The 18,046-nt window shown below is 71.1% G+C and carries 13 protein-coding genes and 1 pseudogene; 9 read left to right on the top strand and 5 right to left on the bottom strand.

All coding sequences use genetic code 11. The annotated features are described in order from the left end of the window. From AC5Y43_RS23290 to AC5Y43_RS23280, 3 genes are all read right to left on the bottom strand, one after another. Nucleotides 1–459, bottom strand: coding sequence for a GreA/GreB family elongation factor (locus AC5Y43_RS23290; RefSeq protein ID WP_499976471.1), 459 nt, complete (start codon nucleotides 457–459; stop codon nucleotides 1–3). Between the two features lie 109 nt (nucleotides 460–568). Further along, nucleotides 569–1,840 (bottom strand): NAD(P)/FAD-dependent oxidoreductase, encoded by a 1,272-nt coding sequence (locus AC5Y43_RS23285; protein ID WP_499976469.1) that lies wholly within the window; start codon nucleotides 1,838–1,840, stop codon nucleotides 569–571. A 125-nt stretch (nucleotides 1,841–1,965) separates the two neighbouring features. Continuing rightward, nucleotides 1,966–3,486, bottom strand: a complete 1,521-nt coding sequence (locus AC5Y43_RS23280) for a PucR family transcriptional regulator (RefSeq protein ID WP_499976466.1) — start codon at nucleotides 3,484–3,486, stop codon at nucleotides 1,966–1,968. Nucleotides 3,487–3,789: 303 nt separating this feature from the next. On the opposite strand from AC5Y43_RS23280, the gene AC5Y43_RS23275 reads away from it, so the two are divergent. The 9 genes from AC5Y43_RS23275 to AC5Y43_RS23235 all read left to right on the top strand — a co-directional run bounded on the left by AC5Y43_RS23275 (nucleotide 3,790) and on the right by AC5Y43_RS23235 (nucleotide 13,664). Continuing rightward, a complete protein-coding gene (locus AC5Y43_RS23275) occupies nucleotides 3,790–4,269 on the top strand; it encodes a hypothetical protein (protein WP_499976464.1) in 480 nt (159 codons plus the stop codon). A gap of 6 nt (nucleotides 4,270–4,275) precedes the next feature. After that, nucleotides 4,276–5,022, top strand: a complete 747-nt coding sequence (locus AC5Y43_RS23270; protein ID WP_499976462.1) for a gluconate 2-dehydrogenase subunit 3 family protein — start codon at nucleotides 4,276–4,278, stop codon at nucleotides 5,020–5,022. Beyond that, nucleotides 5,022–6,719 carry a GMC family oxidoreductase gene (locus tag AC5Y43_RS23265; protein WP_499976460.1) on the top strand — a complete coding sequence of 566 codons (1,698 nt, stop codon included), beginning with the start codon at nucleotides 5,022–5,024 and terminating at the stop codon, nucleotides 6,717–6,719. The genes AC5Y43_RS23270 and AC5Y43_RS23265 overlap by 1 nt, the downstream gene beginning before the upstream one ends. Beyond that, the gene (locus AC5Y43_RS23260) at nucleotides 6,712–8,505 is read left to right on the top strand and encodes a glycoside hydrolase family 15 protein (protein WP_499976457.1); all 1,794 of its coding nucleotides are present in this window, start codon (nucleotides 6,712–6,714) and stop codon (nucleotides 8,503–8,505) included. The genes AC5Y43_RS23265 and AC5Y43_RS23260 overlap by 8 nt, the downstream gene beginning before the upstream one ends. Nucleotides 8,506–8,524: 19 nt before the next feature. Further along, on the top strand, nucleotides 8,525–9,532 hold the full coding sequence (locus AC5Y43_RS23255) for an SDR family oxidoreductase (RefSeq protein ID WP_499976455.1): 1,008 nt from the start codon (nucleotides 8,525–8,527) through the stop codon (nucleotides 9,530–9,532). Then, the gene (locus AC5Y43_RS23250; RefSeq protein ID WP_499976452.1) at nucleotides 9,529–9,981 is read left to right on the top strand and encodes a hypothetical protein; all 453 of its coding nucleotides are present in this window, start codon (nucleotides 9,529–9,531) and stop codon (nucleotides 9,979–9,981) included. Before AC5Y43_RS23255 ends, AC5Y43_RS23250 begins: the two co-directional genes overlap by 4 nt. 10 nt (nucleotides 9,982–9,991) lie before the next feature. Continuing rightward, nucleotides 9,992–11,101, top strand: coding sequence for an enolase C-terminal domain-like protein (locus AC5Y43_RS23245; RefSeq protein WP_499976450.1), 1,110 nt, complete (start codon nucleotides 9,992–9,994; stop codon nucleotides 11,099–11,101). Nucleotides 11,102–11,248: 147 nt separating this feature from the next. Beyond that, on the top strand, nucleotides 11,249–11,884 hold the full coding sequence (locus AC5Y43_RS23240; RefSeq protein WP_499976573.1) for a PAS and ANTAR domain-containing protein: 636 nt from the start codon (nucleotides 11,249–11,251) through the stop codon (nucleotides 11,882–11,884). A 7-nt stretch (nucleotides 11,885–11,891) separates the two neighbouring features. Next, nucleotides 11,892–13,664 (top strand): ABC-F family ATP-binding cassette domain-containing protein, encoded by a 1,773-nt coding sequence (locus tag AC5Y43_RS23235; RefSeq protein ID WP_499976448.1) that lies wholly within the window; start codon nucleotides 11,892–11,894, stop codon nucleotides 13,662–13,664. 59 nt (nucleotides 13,665–13,723) lie between these two features. Here AC5Y43_RS23235 and AC5Y43_RS23230 read toward each other — a convergent pair. Both AC5Y43_RS23230 and AC5Y43_RS23225 read right to left on the bottom strand, forming a co-directional pair. Beyond that, nucleotides 13,724–14,791: pseudogene (locus tag AC5Y43_RS23230) on the bottom strand (type III polyketide synthase); the annotation flags it as partial. Nucleotides 14,792–14,974: 183 nt separating this feature from the next. Then, nucleotides 14,975–18,046: a type I polyketide synthase gene (locus AC5Y43_RS23225; RefSeq protein WP_499976444.1), complete on the bottom strand. Its 3,072-nt coding sequence runs from the start codon at nucleotides 18,044–18,046 to the stop codon at nucleotides 14,975–14,977.

The following is an 18,046-nucleotide window of genomic DNA, read 5'->3' as shown; positions in this document are numbered from 1 at the left end:
TCACGGGACGGGCGGTTTGGGCCGATACAACTCGTAAGGCACGGCTTCCAGCAGCGTCACGGCGCGACCCGTCTCATGCGGGATCGCGTACATGCGTTGGTCACCGGGACGCGCACCGACGATCACGCGGCCCAGCGGCGATGCCATCGAGTAGGCGGTGATGTCGGGGTCGCCGGCGCCGCGCCTGCCGAGCAGGAAGGTGTCGGTTTCCCCGGTCGCGTCGTAGCGGATCGTCACGACCATGCCCGGCCGGGCGACGGGCTGACCGACGGGATCCCCGTCGACGACCGCACCGTCCAGCAAGGCCTCGATCTCGCGGATGCGGGTTTGCCGCGCCATCAGGTCGACGTCGCACGTCAGCAGGTCGCCGCCACCCCGGGTGCAGCGTCGCAGCGTGGCGAGCTCGTGCTGCAGACGGGCATATTCCTGCCGCGTCAACCACCGTTGGGTACTCGTCATCGTGCTGGTTCCTTTCGCAGGAGGGTCTCAGGAGGGGGCCGTCGGGTCGGAGGCGACAAGCACCGCCCCCGAGGACTCAGGCCCTCGGGTCCAGACGTGGTTTGTGGGGTTAGTCCCCCCGGGCGCCGCTCAGGCGCAGCGGATCGAACTCGGCCAGCACCTCGGGTTGCTTGCCCGTCGTGATCTGCTCGGCCAGCAGGCGGCCGGTCACCGGCCCGTGCGTCAATCCCCATACGCCGTGTCCGCCGGCGACGTAGACACCGCGCGACACCTCGCCGATCAGGGGACGACCATCGGGTGTCAGCGGGTATGCATCCGCCCGCACGTCGCCGAGATCGTCCCAGCACACGCCGTCCAACAAGGGGGCGACGGAGGCGACGATCGCGCCGACCCGTTCCCGGATGACCGAGCGATGCGGGTGACGAAAATCCAGCGTGCCGGAGACGCGCATGGCGCCCTCGAAGGGTGTGCATGCCACCAGGGCGTGCGGCAGGTAGACGGGAGCCGGCATCGGATTGTCCACGGGCACGGTGAAGGAGTAGCCGCGACCGACCTGCACCGGGACCCGCAACCAGCGGCCCGCCAGCTGAACCAGTCGCGCCCCTGTCGCGATCACCGCGGCGTCCGCGGTCAGCACCCGGCGACGCGAGTGCACAGCGACACCGCTGTCCGAGCTGACGACGTCGGCGATTTCCAATCGGTGTATCGGCGCCCCCCGATGCACCACCGCGCGCGTCAGAGCGTCCAGGAATCGGCGCGGGTCGACGAACAGCTGACCGTTGATGTTCAGCGCGGCGGTGATCCCCGGTGAGGCCAGTGGTATCTGCTCGCGCAACGCGTCACCCGACAACCCGGTGACATAGGTTGTCTGCCCGGCGTTTTCGCGCTGGCGAAGCTGCCACAGCAGGTGCTCCGCCTCCGCGGCGGTGCGAAATGCGGCGGTGACCGGTGTGGCGGTCACGGGTGCATCGACCCCGTTGGCGACGAGCACGTCGAACGCCTCGATGGAGTCTTCGTTCAGCGGCATGTTGGCCCGCATTGCCCGCTGCCACGGTGAGTGCGCGCTGCTGGCGAGGAACTGGGTCAAAAACACCCGCAATCCCGTCTTGGCGGTCAGCGGGAAGTGCAGCGGGGCGGCCGGGTCGCGCAGCGCGCCCAGCCCGGGCCGCAACACATCCGGGGAGTTCAACGGCAGGGCCAGTCCCGGGGCCACCCATCCCCCGTCACCGCACGAGGCGCCGACGGGCTCGTCGGCGCCGTCCACCACCGTGACCTCGACGCCGCGCTCCTGCAGGAACCAGGCCGTCGACAATCCCACGATGCCCGCGCCGACGACGATCGCCGATCGGGGTCCGCCGCCGATTCGCTCGACGCCGACCATCACACACACCTCCACAATCCGGATTTGGTCTCCCGATCCCATGGTGGTGCGGGCGAGCGCGGAGGGATTGCCCCAGCCGGACAACGCCGCCGCGGGCCGTTGTCGCCATCCGACAACGGCCCGGGCTAATCGGTGTCGAGAGCGGCGAGTTCGATCATCATGGCCAGCCGCTTGCGGGCATCGTCCAGCGGCAGGTTGGTGATCTCGGCCATTTTGCGCAACCGGTAACGCACCGTGTTTTCGTGCACGCCCAAGCGCTCGCCGGCCGCGGCCGGGTCGCCTTGGGCCTCCAGCCACGCGCGCAGCGTCGCCACGTAGCCGGTCGCGTTGGCCTGGTCGTGGCGGCGCAACTCGGCCACCGGTCCGCGCGTCGGCGACCGGCCGGAGCGCGCCGCGGTGCGCAGCCGCCGCAGCACGATGTCGTCCCACGACCCGTCATAGGCGGGGGGCGCGGCTCCGGGCGACGCCTCGTCGAGCGCCAGGCATTCGGTGGCCTCCTGGCAGGCGGCGGCCAGCTCGACCGCATCGGCGGGGCCGCTGATGCCGGCCAGCACCGTCACCCGGTCGGGCAGCGCGGCGCGCAGGCCCGCCACCCAGCGCCGCGCCGCGGTGGGCTGCTCGCCCGGCAGCACGGTGTAGACGGTGTTGCCCGCCAACGCGCTGCGGCCCGGCCGTGACCAGCCAAACCCGGTGGTGGCGCGCTCAAAAGCCAACAGCAGAGCGCCGTCGCGGTCGGGGCCGCCCGACGCCTGCAGCGCGATCACCCGCAGGCGCCCGCGCAGGCCCAGTCTGCTGGCCAGCGTGGCGGCGTCGGCGCTTCCCTCCAGCAGCCGGATCACCAGGTCGGATTCGACCTGGCGTTCCAGATCCGCGCTCGCGCGCGAGCGCAGCAGATGCAGCGCCACCGTGTGCGCCTCCTCGGCCAGGGCGGTGCGCGCGGCGTCATCCAGCGGCGTCGCGCACGCCACCCACACCGAGCCCATGAGTTGTCGTCCCGAGCGCACCGCCACGACCATCCGCCCGGTGAACCCGTGCTCGGCGTCCTGAGCCACGAACAGGGGATCGTCGCGCGCTTCCAGGTGCGCGAACACCCCTCGGCGCTCGTAGAATTCGCGCAGCCATTCCGGTGTCTGGCGCTCCAGGATCGTCTCGACACGTGCCGCGTCGGCGTGCTGCTGCAAGCGCGAATACGCCAGCACCCGCAACAGCCGATCGTGGATGACCACGGCACCGCCGACCGCGTCGGCCAGGCTGTCAGCCAGCGCGAACAAGTCGGTGGGACCACGTCCGGATTCGGTCTCGCGGCCCTCGAGTACCAGGCCGTAGACCACCGCGGAGACCTCGCTCCACGGCACCGACTCGTCGATCACCAGTACCGCGCCGACATCGGATTCACCCTCGAAAGTGATCGGTTCCCCGCCGTCTCGCATCACCACCACCGCGGCCCGCGCCGCGGCCGCCCACCGCGCCGCTTCGGCGGGTGACCGGGCACCGATCGCCAGCAGCAAATCCCCCATCACCTGGCCCTCGGCGGCCGGCTCGTGGACCACCACGCTGCGCAGCTCAGCCGTGCGCGGCAGCGAGGACCAACGCAGCCGGACCCCATAACCGCCCAGCACGTTCACCAGGCGGTCCAACGTGATCATGGGCGCTCCTTCGGGTGATCACCGAGGGTAGCCGGGAACTGCGCGGCTAATCGTACCGTCCGCGAGGGCGGCGCCCGCCCGTGATCTTCCCGGTTAACCAGCGGCGCAACGGGGTATCTACCGATGGCGCAAGGTTCGCGACGCATGCCCGCATGCCGTCAGGACCCCTCGGTTGAAACACACAGCTGGGCGCCAACCAGTTCTCGGGACGGCTATCTCAGCACGTCGTCGCGACCGGGTTCGGCTGCCGGAGCGTGTGGGAGCGAGGCTCGGCAACACCAAACCACCGAGGAAGGGCAACCAATGTTCTTGTTAGGCAACGGCGGACGGCGCACGGATGAGGCCGAGCACCTGACCGAGCGGGCGCTGTACAACGTCGCCCACGGCCGCTTCGAGCGCTCGCTGTCCGGCCTGACGGCCATGGCGGCCCTCGTCACGACGGCCGAGATCTACTTCGAGCACTACAAGGCAAGCTTCGGCAACAAATGGATGTGGAGCCCGATCGTGGTGACCCCGCCGGTGGTCGTCGCGGGCATCGGCGGGGTGTTCTCGCGGCGCTGGGCCAAACTGTGGCTGCCGATCACCGCCGGCATCTACACCGCCAACGGGCTGATGGGCGAGTACCTGCACGCCCGCGGGGTGGCGCGCAAACCGGGCGGCTGGAAACACGCGTCCTACAACGTTCCCATGGGCCCGCCGATCGCGGCGCCGGGACTGATGTGCATGGTCGGGGGGATGGGGCTGCTGGCGTCGATCCTGCGCCGCGAACGGTTCCGGGGGTAAGCGCGAATGGCCGACACCGCACGCCCCGACCACCTGCCCAACCTGCGCCCCGACGGCGAGGCCCCGCACCCGTCCTGGCTGCCGCGGCAACGCCGCGGCACCACCCCGCAGATGATCGGCCGCTACCCCGATTTCGACGTGCTGGCGACCAAAGACACCTGGGACGAGGCCACCCGCAAGGTGGTGCTGGCCCGGCTGGAGCCGCCCGGCCCGCTGCGGTTTTTCAGCGCCGGCGAGGAGCCCTGCTTGCGCGCCTTCTGCGACACGGTGCTGGCGCAGTACACCGAGCCCCGGGTGCCGGTCGCCGAGTCCGTCGACGCCAAGCTCGCCGACGGGCGCCTCGACGGCTACCAGTACGCCGACATGCCCGACGATCGCGACACGTGGCGGCTGGTGCTGCGCGCGCTCGACGAGACCGCGTCGAGCCGCTACGGCAAGACCTCGTTCGCCGCGGCCGGACCCGACATCCGCGAGGAGATCATCGGCCAGTTCTCGCAGGGCAAGCTCGACGGCGGCACCTGGGACCGGCTGAACGTCAAGCGCGCGTGGTCGGTGTGCATGCGAATGACGCTGTCGGGCTTCTACTCCCACCCCTGGGCGTGGAACGAGATCGGGTTCGGCGGCCCGGCCTACCCGCGCGGGTTCATGCGCCTCGGCGGCGCCACCGGGCCGGCCGCGGCGCGCGAACCCTTCGAAACCCCCGGCGCCACCGACGAAGACCCGGTCCAGGTCGTGAAGAACGGTGAGGTGTGATGGGCGACTTCTGGCGCGGCCTGCTCAAGGGGGCGGTGGGGCCGAAGGACAACGATTCCCGCTTCCTGCTCGACGTGCATTCGCGCGACCTGCCCGGCGAAAAGACCATGCGCCGCTACCGCGACGACGACGAGGTCGACCTCGTGGTCGTGGGGGCGGGTGCCGGCGGATCGGTGCTGGCGCAACGGCTGGCGCGCGCGGGCTGGCGGATCGTCATCCTCGAGGCCGGCCCGTTCTGGCACCCGGACGAGGACTGGGTGTCCGACGAGGCCGGCTCGCACGAGCTGTACTGGACGCAGAAGCGCATCATCGGCGGCGACGACCCGATCGAGCTGGGCAAGAACAACTCCGGGCGCGGCGTGGGCGGCTCGATGGTCCACTACGCGGGGTACTGCCCGCGCTTTCACCCCAGCGACTTTCAGACCTACAGCCTCGACGGCGTGGGCGCCGACTGGCCGATCCGTTACGAGGACGTCCGCCGTCACTACGAGCGCATCGAGCTCGAGCTGCCGGTGGCCGGCCAGAACTGGCCGTGGGGTGACCCCCATCGGTATTCCTTTGCCCCGCACCCGATTTCGGGTGCCGCCGCCAAGCTGTGGGACGGCGCGCTGAAGCTCGGCATCGAGATGCGGGTGGGACCCGTCGGCATCGTCAACGGGACCTTCGGCAACCGGCCGCACTGCATCTACCGCGGCTACTGCCTGCAGGGCTGCAAGGTCAACGCCAAGGCCAGCCCGTACGTCACGCATCTGCCCGACGCGCTGGCGCACGATGTGGAGATCCGCGCCGACAGCATGGCCGTACGCGTCGAGCTCGACGAGACCGGTGTGGCCAAAGGCGTGGTCTACTACGACGAGGCCGGCGGCGCCGAGCGGCTGCAGCGCGCCAAAGCCGTTGCGATCGCCGGCTATTCCATTGAAACGCCGCGGCTGCTGCTGAACTCGGCCAGCGAGCGCTTCCCGAACGGGTTGGGCAACAACGACGATCAGGTCGGCCGCTACGTGATGGTGCAGGGCGCCACGCAGTCCGCGGGCCGGTGGTCCGAAGAGGTCCGGATGTACAAGGCACCACCGCCGGAGGTGTCCTCCGAACAGTTCTACGAGACCGACCCCGCCCGCGGGTTCGCCCGCGGCTTCTCCATCCAGACCGTGTCGCCGCTGCCCATCGGCTGGGCCGAACACGTGATGGCCGAAGGGCATTGGGGCCGCGCGCTGCGGGAGTACATGCGCGACTACAACCACTGGGCGACCATCGGCGTGCTCAACGAGCTGCTGCCGCGGCCCGACAACCGGGTGACGCTGGCCGACGAGAAGGACACCTACGGCATCCCGGTGGCCCGGTTCGACTACACGTTGTGCGACAACGACAAGGCCAACATGGAGTACTCGACCAAGGTGATCGCGGACATCCTGCAGGCCGCCGACGCCCAGGACGTGCTCACCATCCAGCGTTTCGCCCACCTGATCGGCGGCGCCCGCATGGGCACCAGCCCCCAAAACTCGGTGGTCGACTCCGATCACCGGGTGTGGGGGGTGCCCAACCTGTTCCTCGCCGACGGATCCGTCTGCCCCACACAGGGTTCGGCCAATCCGGCGCTGACGATCATGGCGCTGGCCTCGCGGCTGGCCGACCGGATGGCCACCGGGCAGATCCGCCCCGACACCCAGGCCCGGTCGAAGGCGGGAGCGCGTGGCTGAACAGACCTACGACGTCGAGGCGGCCTTCCCGCCCCGGGTGCTGCGCGAGTACGCGCTCATCGCCGACGGCGAGCGCGGCGCGCTGCTCGGGCCGCAGGGCGACGTTGCGTGGATGTGCGCGCCGCGGTGGGAATCCGAGGGCGTCTTCTCCGCCCTGATCGGCGGCGACGGGGTCTATGCGATCACCCCGACCGACGTGCGGCACGTCTGGGGCGGCTACTACGAGCCGGGCAGCCTGATCTGGCGGAACCGCTGGACTACCCGCGACGGCATCGTGGAATGCCGTGAGGCGCTGGCCTTTCCCGGGGACCCCGACCGGGTGGTGCTGCTGCGGCGGTTGACGGGCTGCCGCGGCACGGCCCAAGTGCGGGTCCTGCTGCGGCCGAGCGCCGCATTCGGCCGCCACGGCCTCGGGAACCCGTCCCTCGACGACGGGTTGTGGAGCGGGCGGTCCGGGCGGTTGCGGTGGCGCTGGTGCGGCGGTGGCGAGGCGCGGCCGGCGCACTCTGCGCGCGACCGCGGCGAGCTGTTGACCTGTGAGCTCACCATCGACGAGGGCTGCCACCACGACTTCGTGCTGGAGCTGTCCGAACGCACGCTGCCCGACGAGCCACCCGATCCCGACATCGCCTGGGAGGCAACCGCGGCCACCTGGCAGCGCAGCATGCCGGAGCTGAGCTGCACCATCGCGCCCCGCGACGGCCGCCACTCGTATGCGGTGCTGCGCGGGCTGACCAGCAGCGGCGGGGGCATGGTCGCGGCGGCCACCATGAGCCTGCCCGAACGCGCGCACACCAACCAGAACTACGACTACCGCTACGCGTGGATCCGGGACCAGGTGTACGCGGGCGTCGCGGCCGCGGCGGTGGGGGCGACCGAGCTGCTCGACGATGCCGTCGGGTTCGTCGGCGCCCGGCTGCTCGAGGACGGCCCGCACCTCAAGCCCGCCTACACCGTCAACGGCGGCGCGGTGCCGAGCGAGGAAACGCTGGATTTGCCCGGCTACCCCGGCGGCACCGACAAGATCGGCAACTGGGTCAACCAGCAGTTCCAGCTCGACGTCTTCGGCGAGGCGCTGCAGCTGCTGGCCCGGGCCGGCGACGCCGACCGGCTCGACGCCGAGGGCTGGCGCGCCGCGCAGGCCGCGATCGGCGCCATCGAAAAGCGCTGGCGCGAGCCGGATGCCGGGATCTGGGAGGTCGACGACCAGCACTGGACGCAGTCCCGGCTGGCCTGCGTGGCCGGGCTGCGCGCCATCGCCAAGGTGGCCGGCGCCGGCGCGGAGGTCAGCACGTGCGCCTCGCTGGCCGATGCGATCCTCGCCGACACCGCCGCCAGTAGCCTGCACCCGCACGACGGCTACTGGCAACGCAGCCCGCAGCTGACCGGGGTCGACGCGTCGCTGCTGCTGGCGCCCGTGCGCGGCGCCGTGCCCGCCGACGACCCGCGCACCCGGGCCACGCTGGACGTCGTGCGCCGGGACCTCGCCCGCGACGGCTACGTCTACCGCTTCCGGCACGACGAACGCGACCTCGGCGACGCCGAGGGCGCCTTCTTGCTGTGCGGGTTCATGATGGCGCTGGCCGAAGATCAACTGGGCCACGCCCATTGCGCGATGCGCTGGTTCGAACGCAACCGCGCCGCGTGCGGCCCGCCCGGGCTGTTCTGCGAGGAATACGACGTCCGGCAGCGCCAGTTGCGCGGCAACCTGCCGCAGGCGTTCGCGCACGCCCTGCTGCTGGAATGCACGGCCACCCTGGCCGAGGACGCCATCCACCACGACTGAGAGAGAAAGGCATTTCGCGATGACAGAAACAGTGGTGATCACCGGAGCCAGCGCCGGCATCGGCCGCGCCACCGCCCAGTTGTTCGGGCAGCGCGGCGCGAACGTCGCCCTGCTCGCACGCGGCGCCGCCGGACTCGAGGGGGCGGCCGCCGACGTCGAGGCCGGCGGCGGCAAGGCGCTGGCCATCCCGACCGACGTCGCCGACTACAAGGCCGTCGCCGCCGCCGCGGACGAGGCCGAGGCGGCCTTCGGCCCGATCGACACCTGGGTCAACGTCGCGTTCACGTCGGTGTTCGCGCCGTTCTGGGAGATCTCCGCCGAGGAGTTCAAGCGCGTGACCGAGGTGACCTACCTCGGCTACGTGTACGGCACGATGGCGGCGCTGGCCAAGATGAAGCCGCGCGACCGCGGCACGATCGTGCAGGTGGGCTCGGCGCTCGGTCAGCGATCCATCCCGCTGCAGTCGGCCTACTGCGGCGCCAAGCATGCCGTCAACGGGTTCACCGAATCGGTGCGCTGCGAACTGCTGCACGAGGACTCCAACGTGCGGATCACCGTGGTGCAGATGCCCGCGGTCAACACGCCCCAGTTTTCCTGGGTGCTGTCCCGGCTGCCCCGCCATCCCCAGCCGGTGCCGCCGATCTACCAGCCCGAAGTCGCCGCCCGGGGCGTCGCCTACGCCGCCGATCACCCGGAGCGCAAGCAGTATTGGGTCGGCGACAGCACCGCGGTCACCCTGCTCGGGCAGAAGTTCCTCGCTCCCCTGCTGGACCGCTACCTCGGCCGCACCGGGTACGACTCGCAGCAGACCGGGGAACGCGTGAACGGCCAACAGCCGAGCAACCTGTGGGAGCCGGTCGACCAGGAGCCCGGCAGCGACCACGGCGCCCATGGCGAGTTCGACGACAAGTCCCACTCCCACAGCCCGCAGGTGTGGCTCTCCCAGCACCCCGTCGCAGGCGGCGCCGGAGCGCTGGGCGCGCTGGGCGCCCTCGGCGGGCTGCTGGCGCGGCGCCTGGCCCGATGACCGCCTGGGCGCGAATCGTCTACGGGGCGGTGCTGCTCGCCGTCCCCAGCCCGCTGCTGCGGCTGATCACCGGACAAACGGCAACGACACGCGAACAGGCCGTTACCCGCATCCTGGGGGCGCGACTGCTGGCGCAGGCGGCGGCGACCGACGTCCGCCCCGACGCCGTGTCCCTGGCCCTGGGCGCCGAGGTCGATTTCGTGCACGCGGCCACGATGCTGGTGTGGGCCGCGCTGGACCGCCGGTCGCGGCGGCTGACGCTGGCCAGCGCCGCGATCGCCGGCCTGTTCGCCGTCGCCGGGGCCGCTGACGCGCGCCGGGCAAAGACCGCCAAGCCCTCGCAGGCCGACGATGCGCTGGGCGCGCTGGCCCGCCTGCGCCATCGGATCGCCGCGCCGATCACCCGGCATACCCTGCCCGCCTCCGCCCGCGCCGCTTTGGACATCTAGGAGGTCTGCCATGGTGCGCCCCGACGCCTGCATCGACGAGATCACCGCGCAGGTGTACGAAATCCCCACCGACGCACCGGAAGCCGACGGTACCTTCGCCTGGTCGTCGACCACGCTGGTGCTGGCCGAGGTGGCCGCGGGCGGACGGCGCGGGATCGGCTACACCTACGCCGCCGGCGCCTGCGGCCAGCTGATCACCGGGCCGCTCGCCGGTGCCGTCAAAGGGCACAGCGCCTTCGACATCACCGGGGCCTGGGAATCGATGGTCAAAGCGATCCGCAACATGGGGCGCCCCGGCCTGGCGTCCTGCGCGATCTCGGCCGTCGACACCGCGCTGTTCGACGTCAAGGGCAAGCTCCTCGACCTGCCGGTGTGCCGGCTGCTCGGGGTGGTTCGCCCGGAGGTGCCGATCTACGGCAGCGGCGGGTTCACCACCTACGACGAGCACCAGACGCGCACCCAGCTCGAGCGCTGGGTCGACGCCTGGAAGATCCCGCGGGTGAAAATCAAGATCGGCGAGTCCTCGGGCTCCGACGAGCGCCGCGACCTGGACCGAATCGCCCTGGCGCGCAGGGTGATCGGGCCCGACACCGAGCTGTACGTCGACGCCAACGGCGGCTACCGCCGCAAGCAGGCGATCCGCGTCGCCCACGCCATGGCCGACCACGACGTCACCTGGTTCGAGGAACCCGTGTCCTCCGACGACCTGACCGGGCTGCGGGAGGTGCGCGACCAGGTCACCCCCGACGTCACCGCCGGTGAATACGGCTACGACCTCAGCTACTTCCGCCGGATGCTGGCCGCCGAGGCGGTCGACTGCCTGCAGATCGACGTCACCCGCTGCGGCGGCATCACCGACTGGCTGCGCGCCGCGGCCGTCGCCGCCGCGCACAACGTCGACGTCTCCGGGCACTGCGCCCCCAACCTCCACGCCCACGTCGCCGCCGCGATCCCCAACCTGCGCCACCTCGAGTACTTCCACGACCACCACCGCATCGAGCACCTGCTCTTCGACGGCGCCCTGGACCCCGACGGCGGGGCGCTGCGGCCCGACCAGCAAACACCGGGGCTTGGGCTCGAGTTCAAACACCGCGACGCCGAGCAGTATCGGGTGCGCTGACGCGCCAAAAACCTCGCAGCGCCGTGCATGGATGAGCATGAAAATGGGCATTTTGAGCCAATGAGTGTGAACTTCGAGGGTGACACCTATGAGGATCGCGACGGGCAGGCCGGCGAGGACCGTTCGGAAGCGCGGCGCGAGGCGCTCATGTCCGACCTCGTCGAGCAAGAGCTCGGCGCGGTCGATCTGGTCCTGGGGCTCGGCGACCCGCAGCGGGTCGGCCGCTTCCGGTTCTACCTCGAGGGCCAGCGCTGGGAATGGTCGGACCCGGTCGCGCGCATGCACGGCTACGAGCCGGGCGAGGTCGAGCCGACCACGGAACTGCTGCTGCAGCACAAGCACCCCGACGACCGCGAGCGCTGCGCAACCGTGCTGGACAACGTCCACAAGGGCAAGCCGTTCAGCAGCCGGCACCGCATCATCGACACCGCCGGACGCACCCACTGCCTCGTCGTCGCCGGCGACCGGATGACCGACGGCACCGGGGCGCTGATCGGCACCTCCGGCTTCTACGTCGACGTCACCGACTCGCTGCACACCGACATCACCAACGTCCTCGAGGCCGTGGCCGACGCCCGCGCCCGCATCGAGCAGGCCAAGGGTGTGCTCATGAGCGCCTACGGCATCACCGCCGAGCGGGCGTTCGACATCCTGGTGTGGCGGTCCCAGGAATCCAACCTCAAGGTGCGCGACCTCGCGGCCCGCTTCCTGAACGCGATCGTCGGCAAGACCTCCCCCGACACCCGTACCCACGTCGACCACGCGCTGCTGACCCTCGAATAATGGCCCGGTGGCACACCTACTGGGCGCCGAGGGCATACGTCTGCAATACCCGACCCAGGTCGTGTTCGAGTCGGTCACGCTGGGGGTCGACGACGGGGCGCGCATCGGCATCGTCGGGCGCAACGGGGACGGCAAGTCCAGCCTGCTGAACCTGCTGACCGGGCAATTAGCGCCCGACGCCGGGCGCGTCACCCGCCGCAGTGGGCTGCGGGTCAGCGCGCTGAGCCAGGCCGACACCCTCGACGACGACCACACGGTCGGCTGGACGCTGGTCGGCGACGCGCCCGAACACCAGTGGGCGAGCGACCCGCGGGTGCGCGAAGTCGTCGGCGGGCTGGTTTCAGACATCGCCTGGGACGCTACGGTCGCCACGCTGTCGGGCGGGCAGCGCCGGCGGGTGCAGTTGGCCCGGCTGCTGATCGGCGAATGGGACGTCGTCGCCCTCGACGAGCCCACCAACCACCTCGACATCGAAGGAATCACCTGGCTGGCCGGCCACCTGCGGCAACGCTGGGCCCGCAACGCCGGCGGGCTGCTGCTGGTCACGCACGACCGCTGGTTCCTCGACGAGGTCGCCACCGCGACGTGGGAGGTGCACGACGGGATCGTCGAGCCGTTCGAGGGCGGCTACGCCGCCTACGTGCTGCAACGCGTGGAACGTGACCGGGTGGCCGCCGCGGCCGAGGCCAAGCGGCAGAACCTGCTGCGCAAGGAGCTGGCCTGGCTGCGCCGCGGCCCGCCGGCGCGGACCTCCAAGCCCAAGTTCCGGATCGACGCCGCCAACCAGCTGATCGCCGACGTGCCGCCGCTGCGCAACACCGTCGAGCTGGCCAGGCTGGCGACCGCGCGGCTGGGCAAGGTCGTCGTCGACCTGCTCGACGTATCGGTCTCGTTCGGCGACGGGCCGGTGCTGCGCGACGTCGAATGGCGGATCGCCCCGGGCGAACGCACCGGCATCGTCGGGGCCAACGGGGCCGGCAAGTCGACGCTGCTGGGCCTGATCGCCGGGACCGTCACACCCGACACCGGGCGCGTCAAGCGCGGCAAGACCGTCCGGCTGGCCGTGCTCGACCAGCGGGGCGAGGAGCTGGACGCGGTCGCCGGCGAGCGGATCGCCGACGTGCTGGGCGGGCTGCGCGGCGGCTACCAGGTCGACGGGCGCGACGTCACCCCGGCCCAGCTGCTGGAGCGGCTCGGATTCGGCGGGCGCAACTCGGGGGGCCAGCTGTCGTCGCGCGTCGGCGACCTGTCCGGCGGGCAGCGCCGCCGCCTGCAGCTGATGCTGACGCTGCTGTCGGAACCGAACGTGCTGCTGCTCGACGAGCCCACCAACGACGTCGACACCGACATGCTCACCGCCACAGAGGATCTGCTCGACTCGTGGGCGGGCACGCTGATCGTCGTATCGCACGACCGCTACCTGCTCGAGCGGGTCACCGATCAGCAGTATGCGATCCTCGACGGCCGGCTGCGGCATTTGCCCGGCGGCATCGACGAATACCTGCGGCTGGCGGCGTCGCAGAACGTCGAAGCACCCGCCCCGCGCGCGGCACGACCGGCGGGCGCGCAGCGGCGCGCCGCGGAAAAGGAGCTGGCCTCCGTCGACCGCCGGCTGGCGCGGCTGGCCGGGCAAATCACGGACAAGCATCACGAGCTCGCCGATCACGACCAGTCCGACCACGCCGGGCTGACGCGGCTGACGCGGGAACTGCGCGAGCTCGAGGACGAGACCGCCATGATGGAGGCGCAATGGCTGGAGCTCTCGGAGCTGCTCGAGTGAGCCCCTATGCCCGAGCAATGGCCGCTCCCAAAGGAATTCCGGTCGTCGCGCCGGCCGAGCTAGCGCCAGCGCAGTAGCACCAGCTCGGAGCAGAACCCTGGGCCCATCGCCAGCATCAGCCCCGGGCTGCCGCTCGGCGGCGGCTTGGCGATGGTGTCGCGCAGGATGTGCAGCACCGAGGCCGACGACAGGTTGGCGATCTCACCCAGCGACCGCCACGTCAGTTCCAGCGCGTCGGGTTCGAGCTCGAGGTTGCGGGTGATCGCGTCGATTACCTTGGGGCCACCGGGGTGGGTCACCCACGCGCCGATGTCGTCCTTGGCCAGCCCGTGCATCGCCAAAAAGCCGTTGACGTCGTCGGCCAGGTACTGGTCGATGAGGTTCGTCAGCTCCGGCGACAGCACCAGCTGGAAACCCGAGGAGCCCACGTTCCAGCCCATGATGTGCAGCGATTCGGGGTACATGCGGCTGCGCGAATCGACGATATCCGGGCCGGCGGCGCGGACCCGTTCGGCGCGGCGGTCGCCGACGGCCACCACCGCGGCCGCCCCGTCACCGAACAGCGCGCTGCCGACCAGCCCCGACACCGTCGGCTTCATCGCCGGGTAGGTGAGCGAGCAGAGCTCGACGGCGATCAGCACGGCGACGCCGTCGGGATCGCCGCGCAGGTAGTCGTGCAACCGGGCCACACCCGCGGCGCCGGCCACGCAGCCCAGGCCGAACAGCGGCAGCCGGCGCACGTCCGGCCGCAAGCCGAGGCGCCCGGCGATCCGGGCGTCCAGCGACGGCACCGCGACACCGGTGACCGTGGTGGTGGCGATCAGGTCGATGTCCTGGGGTTCCAGGCCGGCCTCGTCGAGTGCGCCCAGCAGGGCCTCGCAGCCGAGGTTCACGGCGTTCTCGATGAAGATCTCGTTGGCCTCGCCGAAGTCCGTCAGCGTCGCGTAGCGCTCCAGCGGCAGGACGAAATGGCGGCTGTTGACCTTCGAGGCGGCGTGCAAACGCCGAATGATCTCTTCGTGTTCCTTGAGTCCCGGGAAGTTGACAAATTGGTCGGTGATTTCGCTCTGGCTATACCGATGCGGTGGTAGCGCACCGAACACACCCGCGATAACGCTCATGCCCCTGCCTTTAAGGTTGTGACTGGACGAAAGTCGCTGCTCTCACACCCCCGCTGAGACCCGCACATTAACGTGGGAAGTTTAGAAGTTTTGGCGCGATATCGCAAAGTGCTTGATATTCAACGTCTGTCAAATAAGCGTTTTAAGCGCGCCGCGTATTCAATTCCGCAATCAGGAGTTTCGTCAAGATCAGCGACGGGTGCCGTCGGGGTCATCGGAATCGAGGGCCAGCGCTATTAGCGCCTCCGGCGTCAGGGAGTCGATGGTGTCGTCGCTGACCGTCGGGTCGGTGAGCGGCTTCTCCGGGTCGCCGGCCATCAGCAATAGTTTGTCGAGCAGTCCGGTTCGCCGAAGCTCGCGAAGCGGAATCTTGCGCAGAGTCGACCAGATTAGGTCCTCGTCCGACTCCCGGTGGTCACCGTGCAGCAGTTGGTGGGCCAGGTGATCGGCCAGCGCCGCCGGGTTGGGGTAGTCGAAGACGAGGGTGCGCGACAGCGGCAGCCCGATGTCGGCCCGCAACCGGTTACGCAGTTCGACCCCGGTCAGGGAGTCGAACCCGAGATCCTGGAACGCCCGTTCGGCGTCGACGGCGTGGCCACCGGAGTGCCCCAGCACCGCGGCGGCGTGCGCTCGCACCAGCTCGACCAGCTCGCGATGCCGCTCGGCGGGCGCCAGTCCTTGCAGATGCTCGGTCAGCTCGGCCGTCCCGGTCGCCGCCGGCGACGGCGAGTGTGGGTGGGCGTCCACCCAAAAGCGTTGCCGGGCAAAGCCGTACGTCGGTAGCGGCACGCGGTGGCCGCACTGCAGGACCGCTTGCCAGTCGATTGGTGCGCCCGCGACGAAGAGCCGGCCGGCGGCGGCGAGCAGCGATTCGGTTTCGGGGCGGTCCTTGGCCAGCGTGACCACGGCCGCGGGCCCGTCGGTGGTGAGGGATTGCTCAACCGCGGCGCCCAGGCCGTTACCCGGGCCGACTTCGAGGAACACGTCCGCGCCCAAGGATTCGGCGGCCCGCACCCCGTCGGCGAACAGCACCGGGCGGCGCACGTGCTCGACCCAGTAGTCCGCGACCCCGTATCCGGGTCCCGCCGGTTGTCCGGTCACGTTGGACACCAGCATGATTCGTGGCTCGTGCGGCGTGATGTCCGCGACCACCGCCGCGAAGTCGTCGATCATCGGGTCCATCAGCGGCGAGTGGAACGCGTGGGAGACCGCCAGCCGACGCACCCGCCTGCCCCGCCGCGCCAGCGTTCGGGTGATGGCGCCGACGGTGGCCTCCGCACCCGAGAGCACCACCGAATCGGGGCCGTTGACCGCCGCGACGGCCACTCCGTCGGTGAGCATGGCGGCGACCTCGGCCTCGCCGGCGGCCACCGCGACCATCGCGCCGCCGTCGGGCAGCGCGGCCATCAGCCGTCCCCGCGCCGCGACGATGGTGGCGGCGTCGGCCAGCGACAGCACGCCGGCCACGTGGGCCGCGGTGATCTCGCCGACCGAGTGGCCCAGCACGACGTCGGGGACGACGCCCCAGTGCGCCAGCAGCGCCGCCAGCGCGACCTCGACGGCGAACAGCGCCGGCTGGGCGAACTCGGTGTTGTCCAACAGGTTTGGGTCGCCGCCGCGGATCACGTCCTTGAGCGGGAGCCGCAGCCGGGCGTCCAGCGCCTCGGCGGCCTCGTCGAAAGCCTTTGCGAACAGCGGGAACCGGGCGTACAGGTCGGTCCCCATGCCGAGCCACTGCGCCCCCTGACCCGGAAACACGAACGCGGTCCTGCCCGGCGCGCCGGCCCGGCCAACCACCGTGTTGGGGCGCGGCTCGCCGGCGGCCAGGCCCGTCAGCCCGGCGGTCAGGGCCGCGCGGTCGGCGCCCACCACCACCGCCCGGCACTCGAAGACCGACCGGGTCGTCGCCAGCGACCACGCCACGTCGCCGGCCTGCAGCGCCGGCTCGTCGGCGACGTGCGCCAGCAGCCGCGCGGCCTGGCCGGCCAGCGCGCGTCCCGAGCGGGCCGACAGCACCCACACCGACGGCGCCGGATCGCGTTCGGCGGCAGGGCTTTTCGGTGGATCGGGGGCGCCCTCGACGATCACGTGGGCATTCGTGCCGCCCATCCCGAAGGACGACACCCCGGCGCGTCTCGGCACGTCGGCCGTCGGCGGCCAGGGCTCTAGCGCGGTGTTGACCCGCAGCCCCAGGGCGTCCAGGTCGGCCGACGGCGTGACGTAGTTGAGGCTCGGTGGGATGGCGTGGTTTTCGAGCGCCAGCACCGTCTTGAGCAGGCCGGCGATGCCCGCCGCGGCGCCTGCGTGACCGATGTTGGTCTTCACCGAACCCAGCGCGATCGGGTCCCGGCGCCCGGCGAACACCTCGCCCAGCGCCGCGGCCTCGACCGGGTCGCCGGCTTCGGTGCCGGTGCCGTGCGCCTCGACGTAGTCCAGCCCGTCGGCGTCGAGCCCGGCGGCCCCCAGGGCGCGACGGATGACGTCGGCCTGCGCCGGGACCGAGGGCACGGTCTGCCCGGCGGCGGTGTGCCCCGCGTTGCCGACGGCGCTGCCGCGAATGACGGCGTGGATGCGGTCCCCGTCCCCCAGGGCGGCGCGCAACGGCTTCAGCAGCACCAGGCCGCCGCCTTCGCCGCGCACGTAGCCGTCGGCGCGCGCGTCGAAGGCGTAGGTGTGCCCGGAGGGCGACACCGCACCGAATTCCCTTTCCAGCGCGGCCGTTTCGGGCGCCAGGTTGAGGTGGACGCCGCCGGCGAGGGCCAGCTCGGACTCGCCCGCGCGCAGGCTCTCGCATGCCAGGTGGACGGCCACCAGGGAGGACGACTGGCCGGAATCGACAGCGAGGCTCGGGCCCTGCAGCCCCAGGGCATAGGAGATCCGGTTCGCGATCAGCGCCCGGCTGATCCCGGCGAAGCTGTGGTGGTCGGGGTGCTCCCCCAGCGTCAACACCGCGTAGTCGTCGGTCATCGCCCCGAGGTAGACGCCGACCCGCTCGCCGCGCAGGGTCTCCGGCACGACGAACGCGTGCTCCAGCGCCTCCCAGGCCAGTTCCAGGGCCAGCCTTTGGCGGGGGTCCATCGCGGCGGCTTCGCGCGGCGACAGGTTGAAGAAGTCCGCGTCGAATTCCGCGGTGTCGCACGGCAGCCGGGTGGCCTCTCGCCCGTCGCGCAGTAGGCGCCAGAGTTCCCCGGGGTCGGTGGCACCGGGGAATCGGCACGCCAGCCCAATGATCGCTACGTCCGCTAGGTCGGTGGCCGGCAC

This window comes from Mycobacterium sp. NGS57, assembly GCF_059812405.1.
Note: the sequence above shows the minus strand (reverse complement) of the source record. Positions and strands in the feature narration are given on the sequence as shown.

Excerpts from the sequence above, each read along its gene's own strand:
- AC5Y43_RS23290 (WP_499976471.1), bottom strand. The coding sequence starts at position 459 with ATGACGAGTACCCAACGGTGGTTGACGCGGCAGGAATATGCCCGTCTG.
- AC5Y43_RS23285 (WP_499976469.1), bottom strand. The coding sequence starts at position 1,840 with ATGGTCGGCGTCGAGCGAATCGGCGGCGGACCCCGATCGGCGATCGTC.
- AC5Y43_RS23280 (WP_499976466.1), bottom strand. The coding sequence starts at position 3,486 with ATGATCACGTTGGACCGCCTGGTGAACGTGCTGGGCGGTTATGGGGTC.
- AC5Y43_RS23275 (WP_499976464.1), top strand. The coding sequence starts at position 3,790 with ATGTTCTTGTTAGGCAACGGCGGACGGCGCACGGATGAGGCCGAGCAC.
- AC5Y43_RS23270 (WP_499976462.1), top strand. The coding sequence starts at position 4,276 with ATGGCCGACACCGCACGCCCCGACCACCTGCCCAACCTGCGCCCCGAC.
- AC5Y43_RS23265 (WP_499976460.1), top strand. The coding sequence starts at position 5,022 with ATGGGCGACTTCTGGCGCGGCCTGCTCAAGGGGGCGGTGGGGCCGAAG.
- AC5Y43_RS23255 (WP_499976455.1), top strand. The coding sequence starts at position 8,525 with ATGACAGAAACAGTGGTGATCACCGGAGCCAGCGCCGGCATCGGCCGC.
- AC5Y43_RS23250 (WP_499976452.1), top strand. The coding sequence starts at position 9,529 with ATGACCGCCTGGGCGCGAATCGTCTACGGGGCGGTGCTGCTCGCCGTC.
- AC5Y43_RS23245 (WP_499976450.1), top strand. The coding sequence starts at position 9,992 with ATGGTGCGCCCCGACGCCTGCATCGACGAGATCACCGCGCAGGTGTAC.
- AC5Y43_RS23240 (WP_499976573.1), top strand. The coding sequence starts at position 11,249 with ATGTCCGACCTCGTCGAGCAAGAGCTCGGCGCGGTCGATCTGGTCCTG.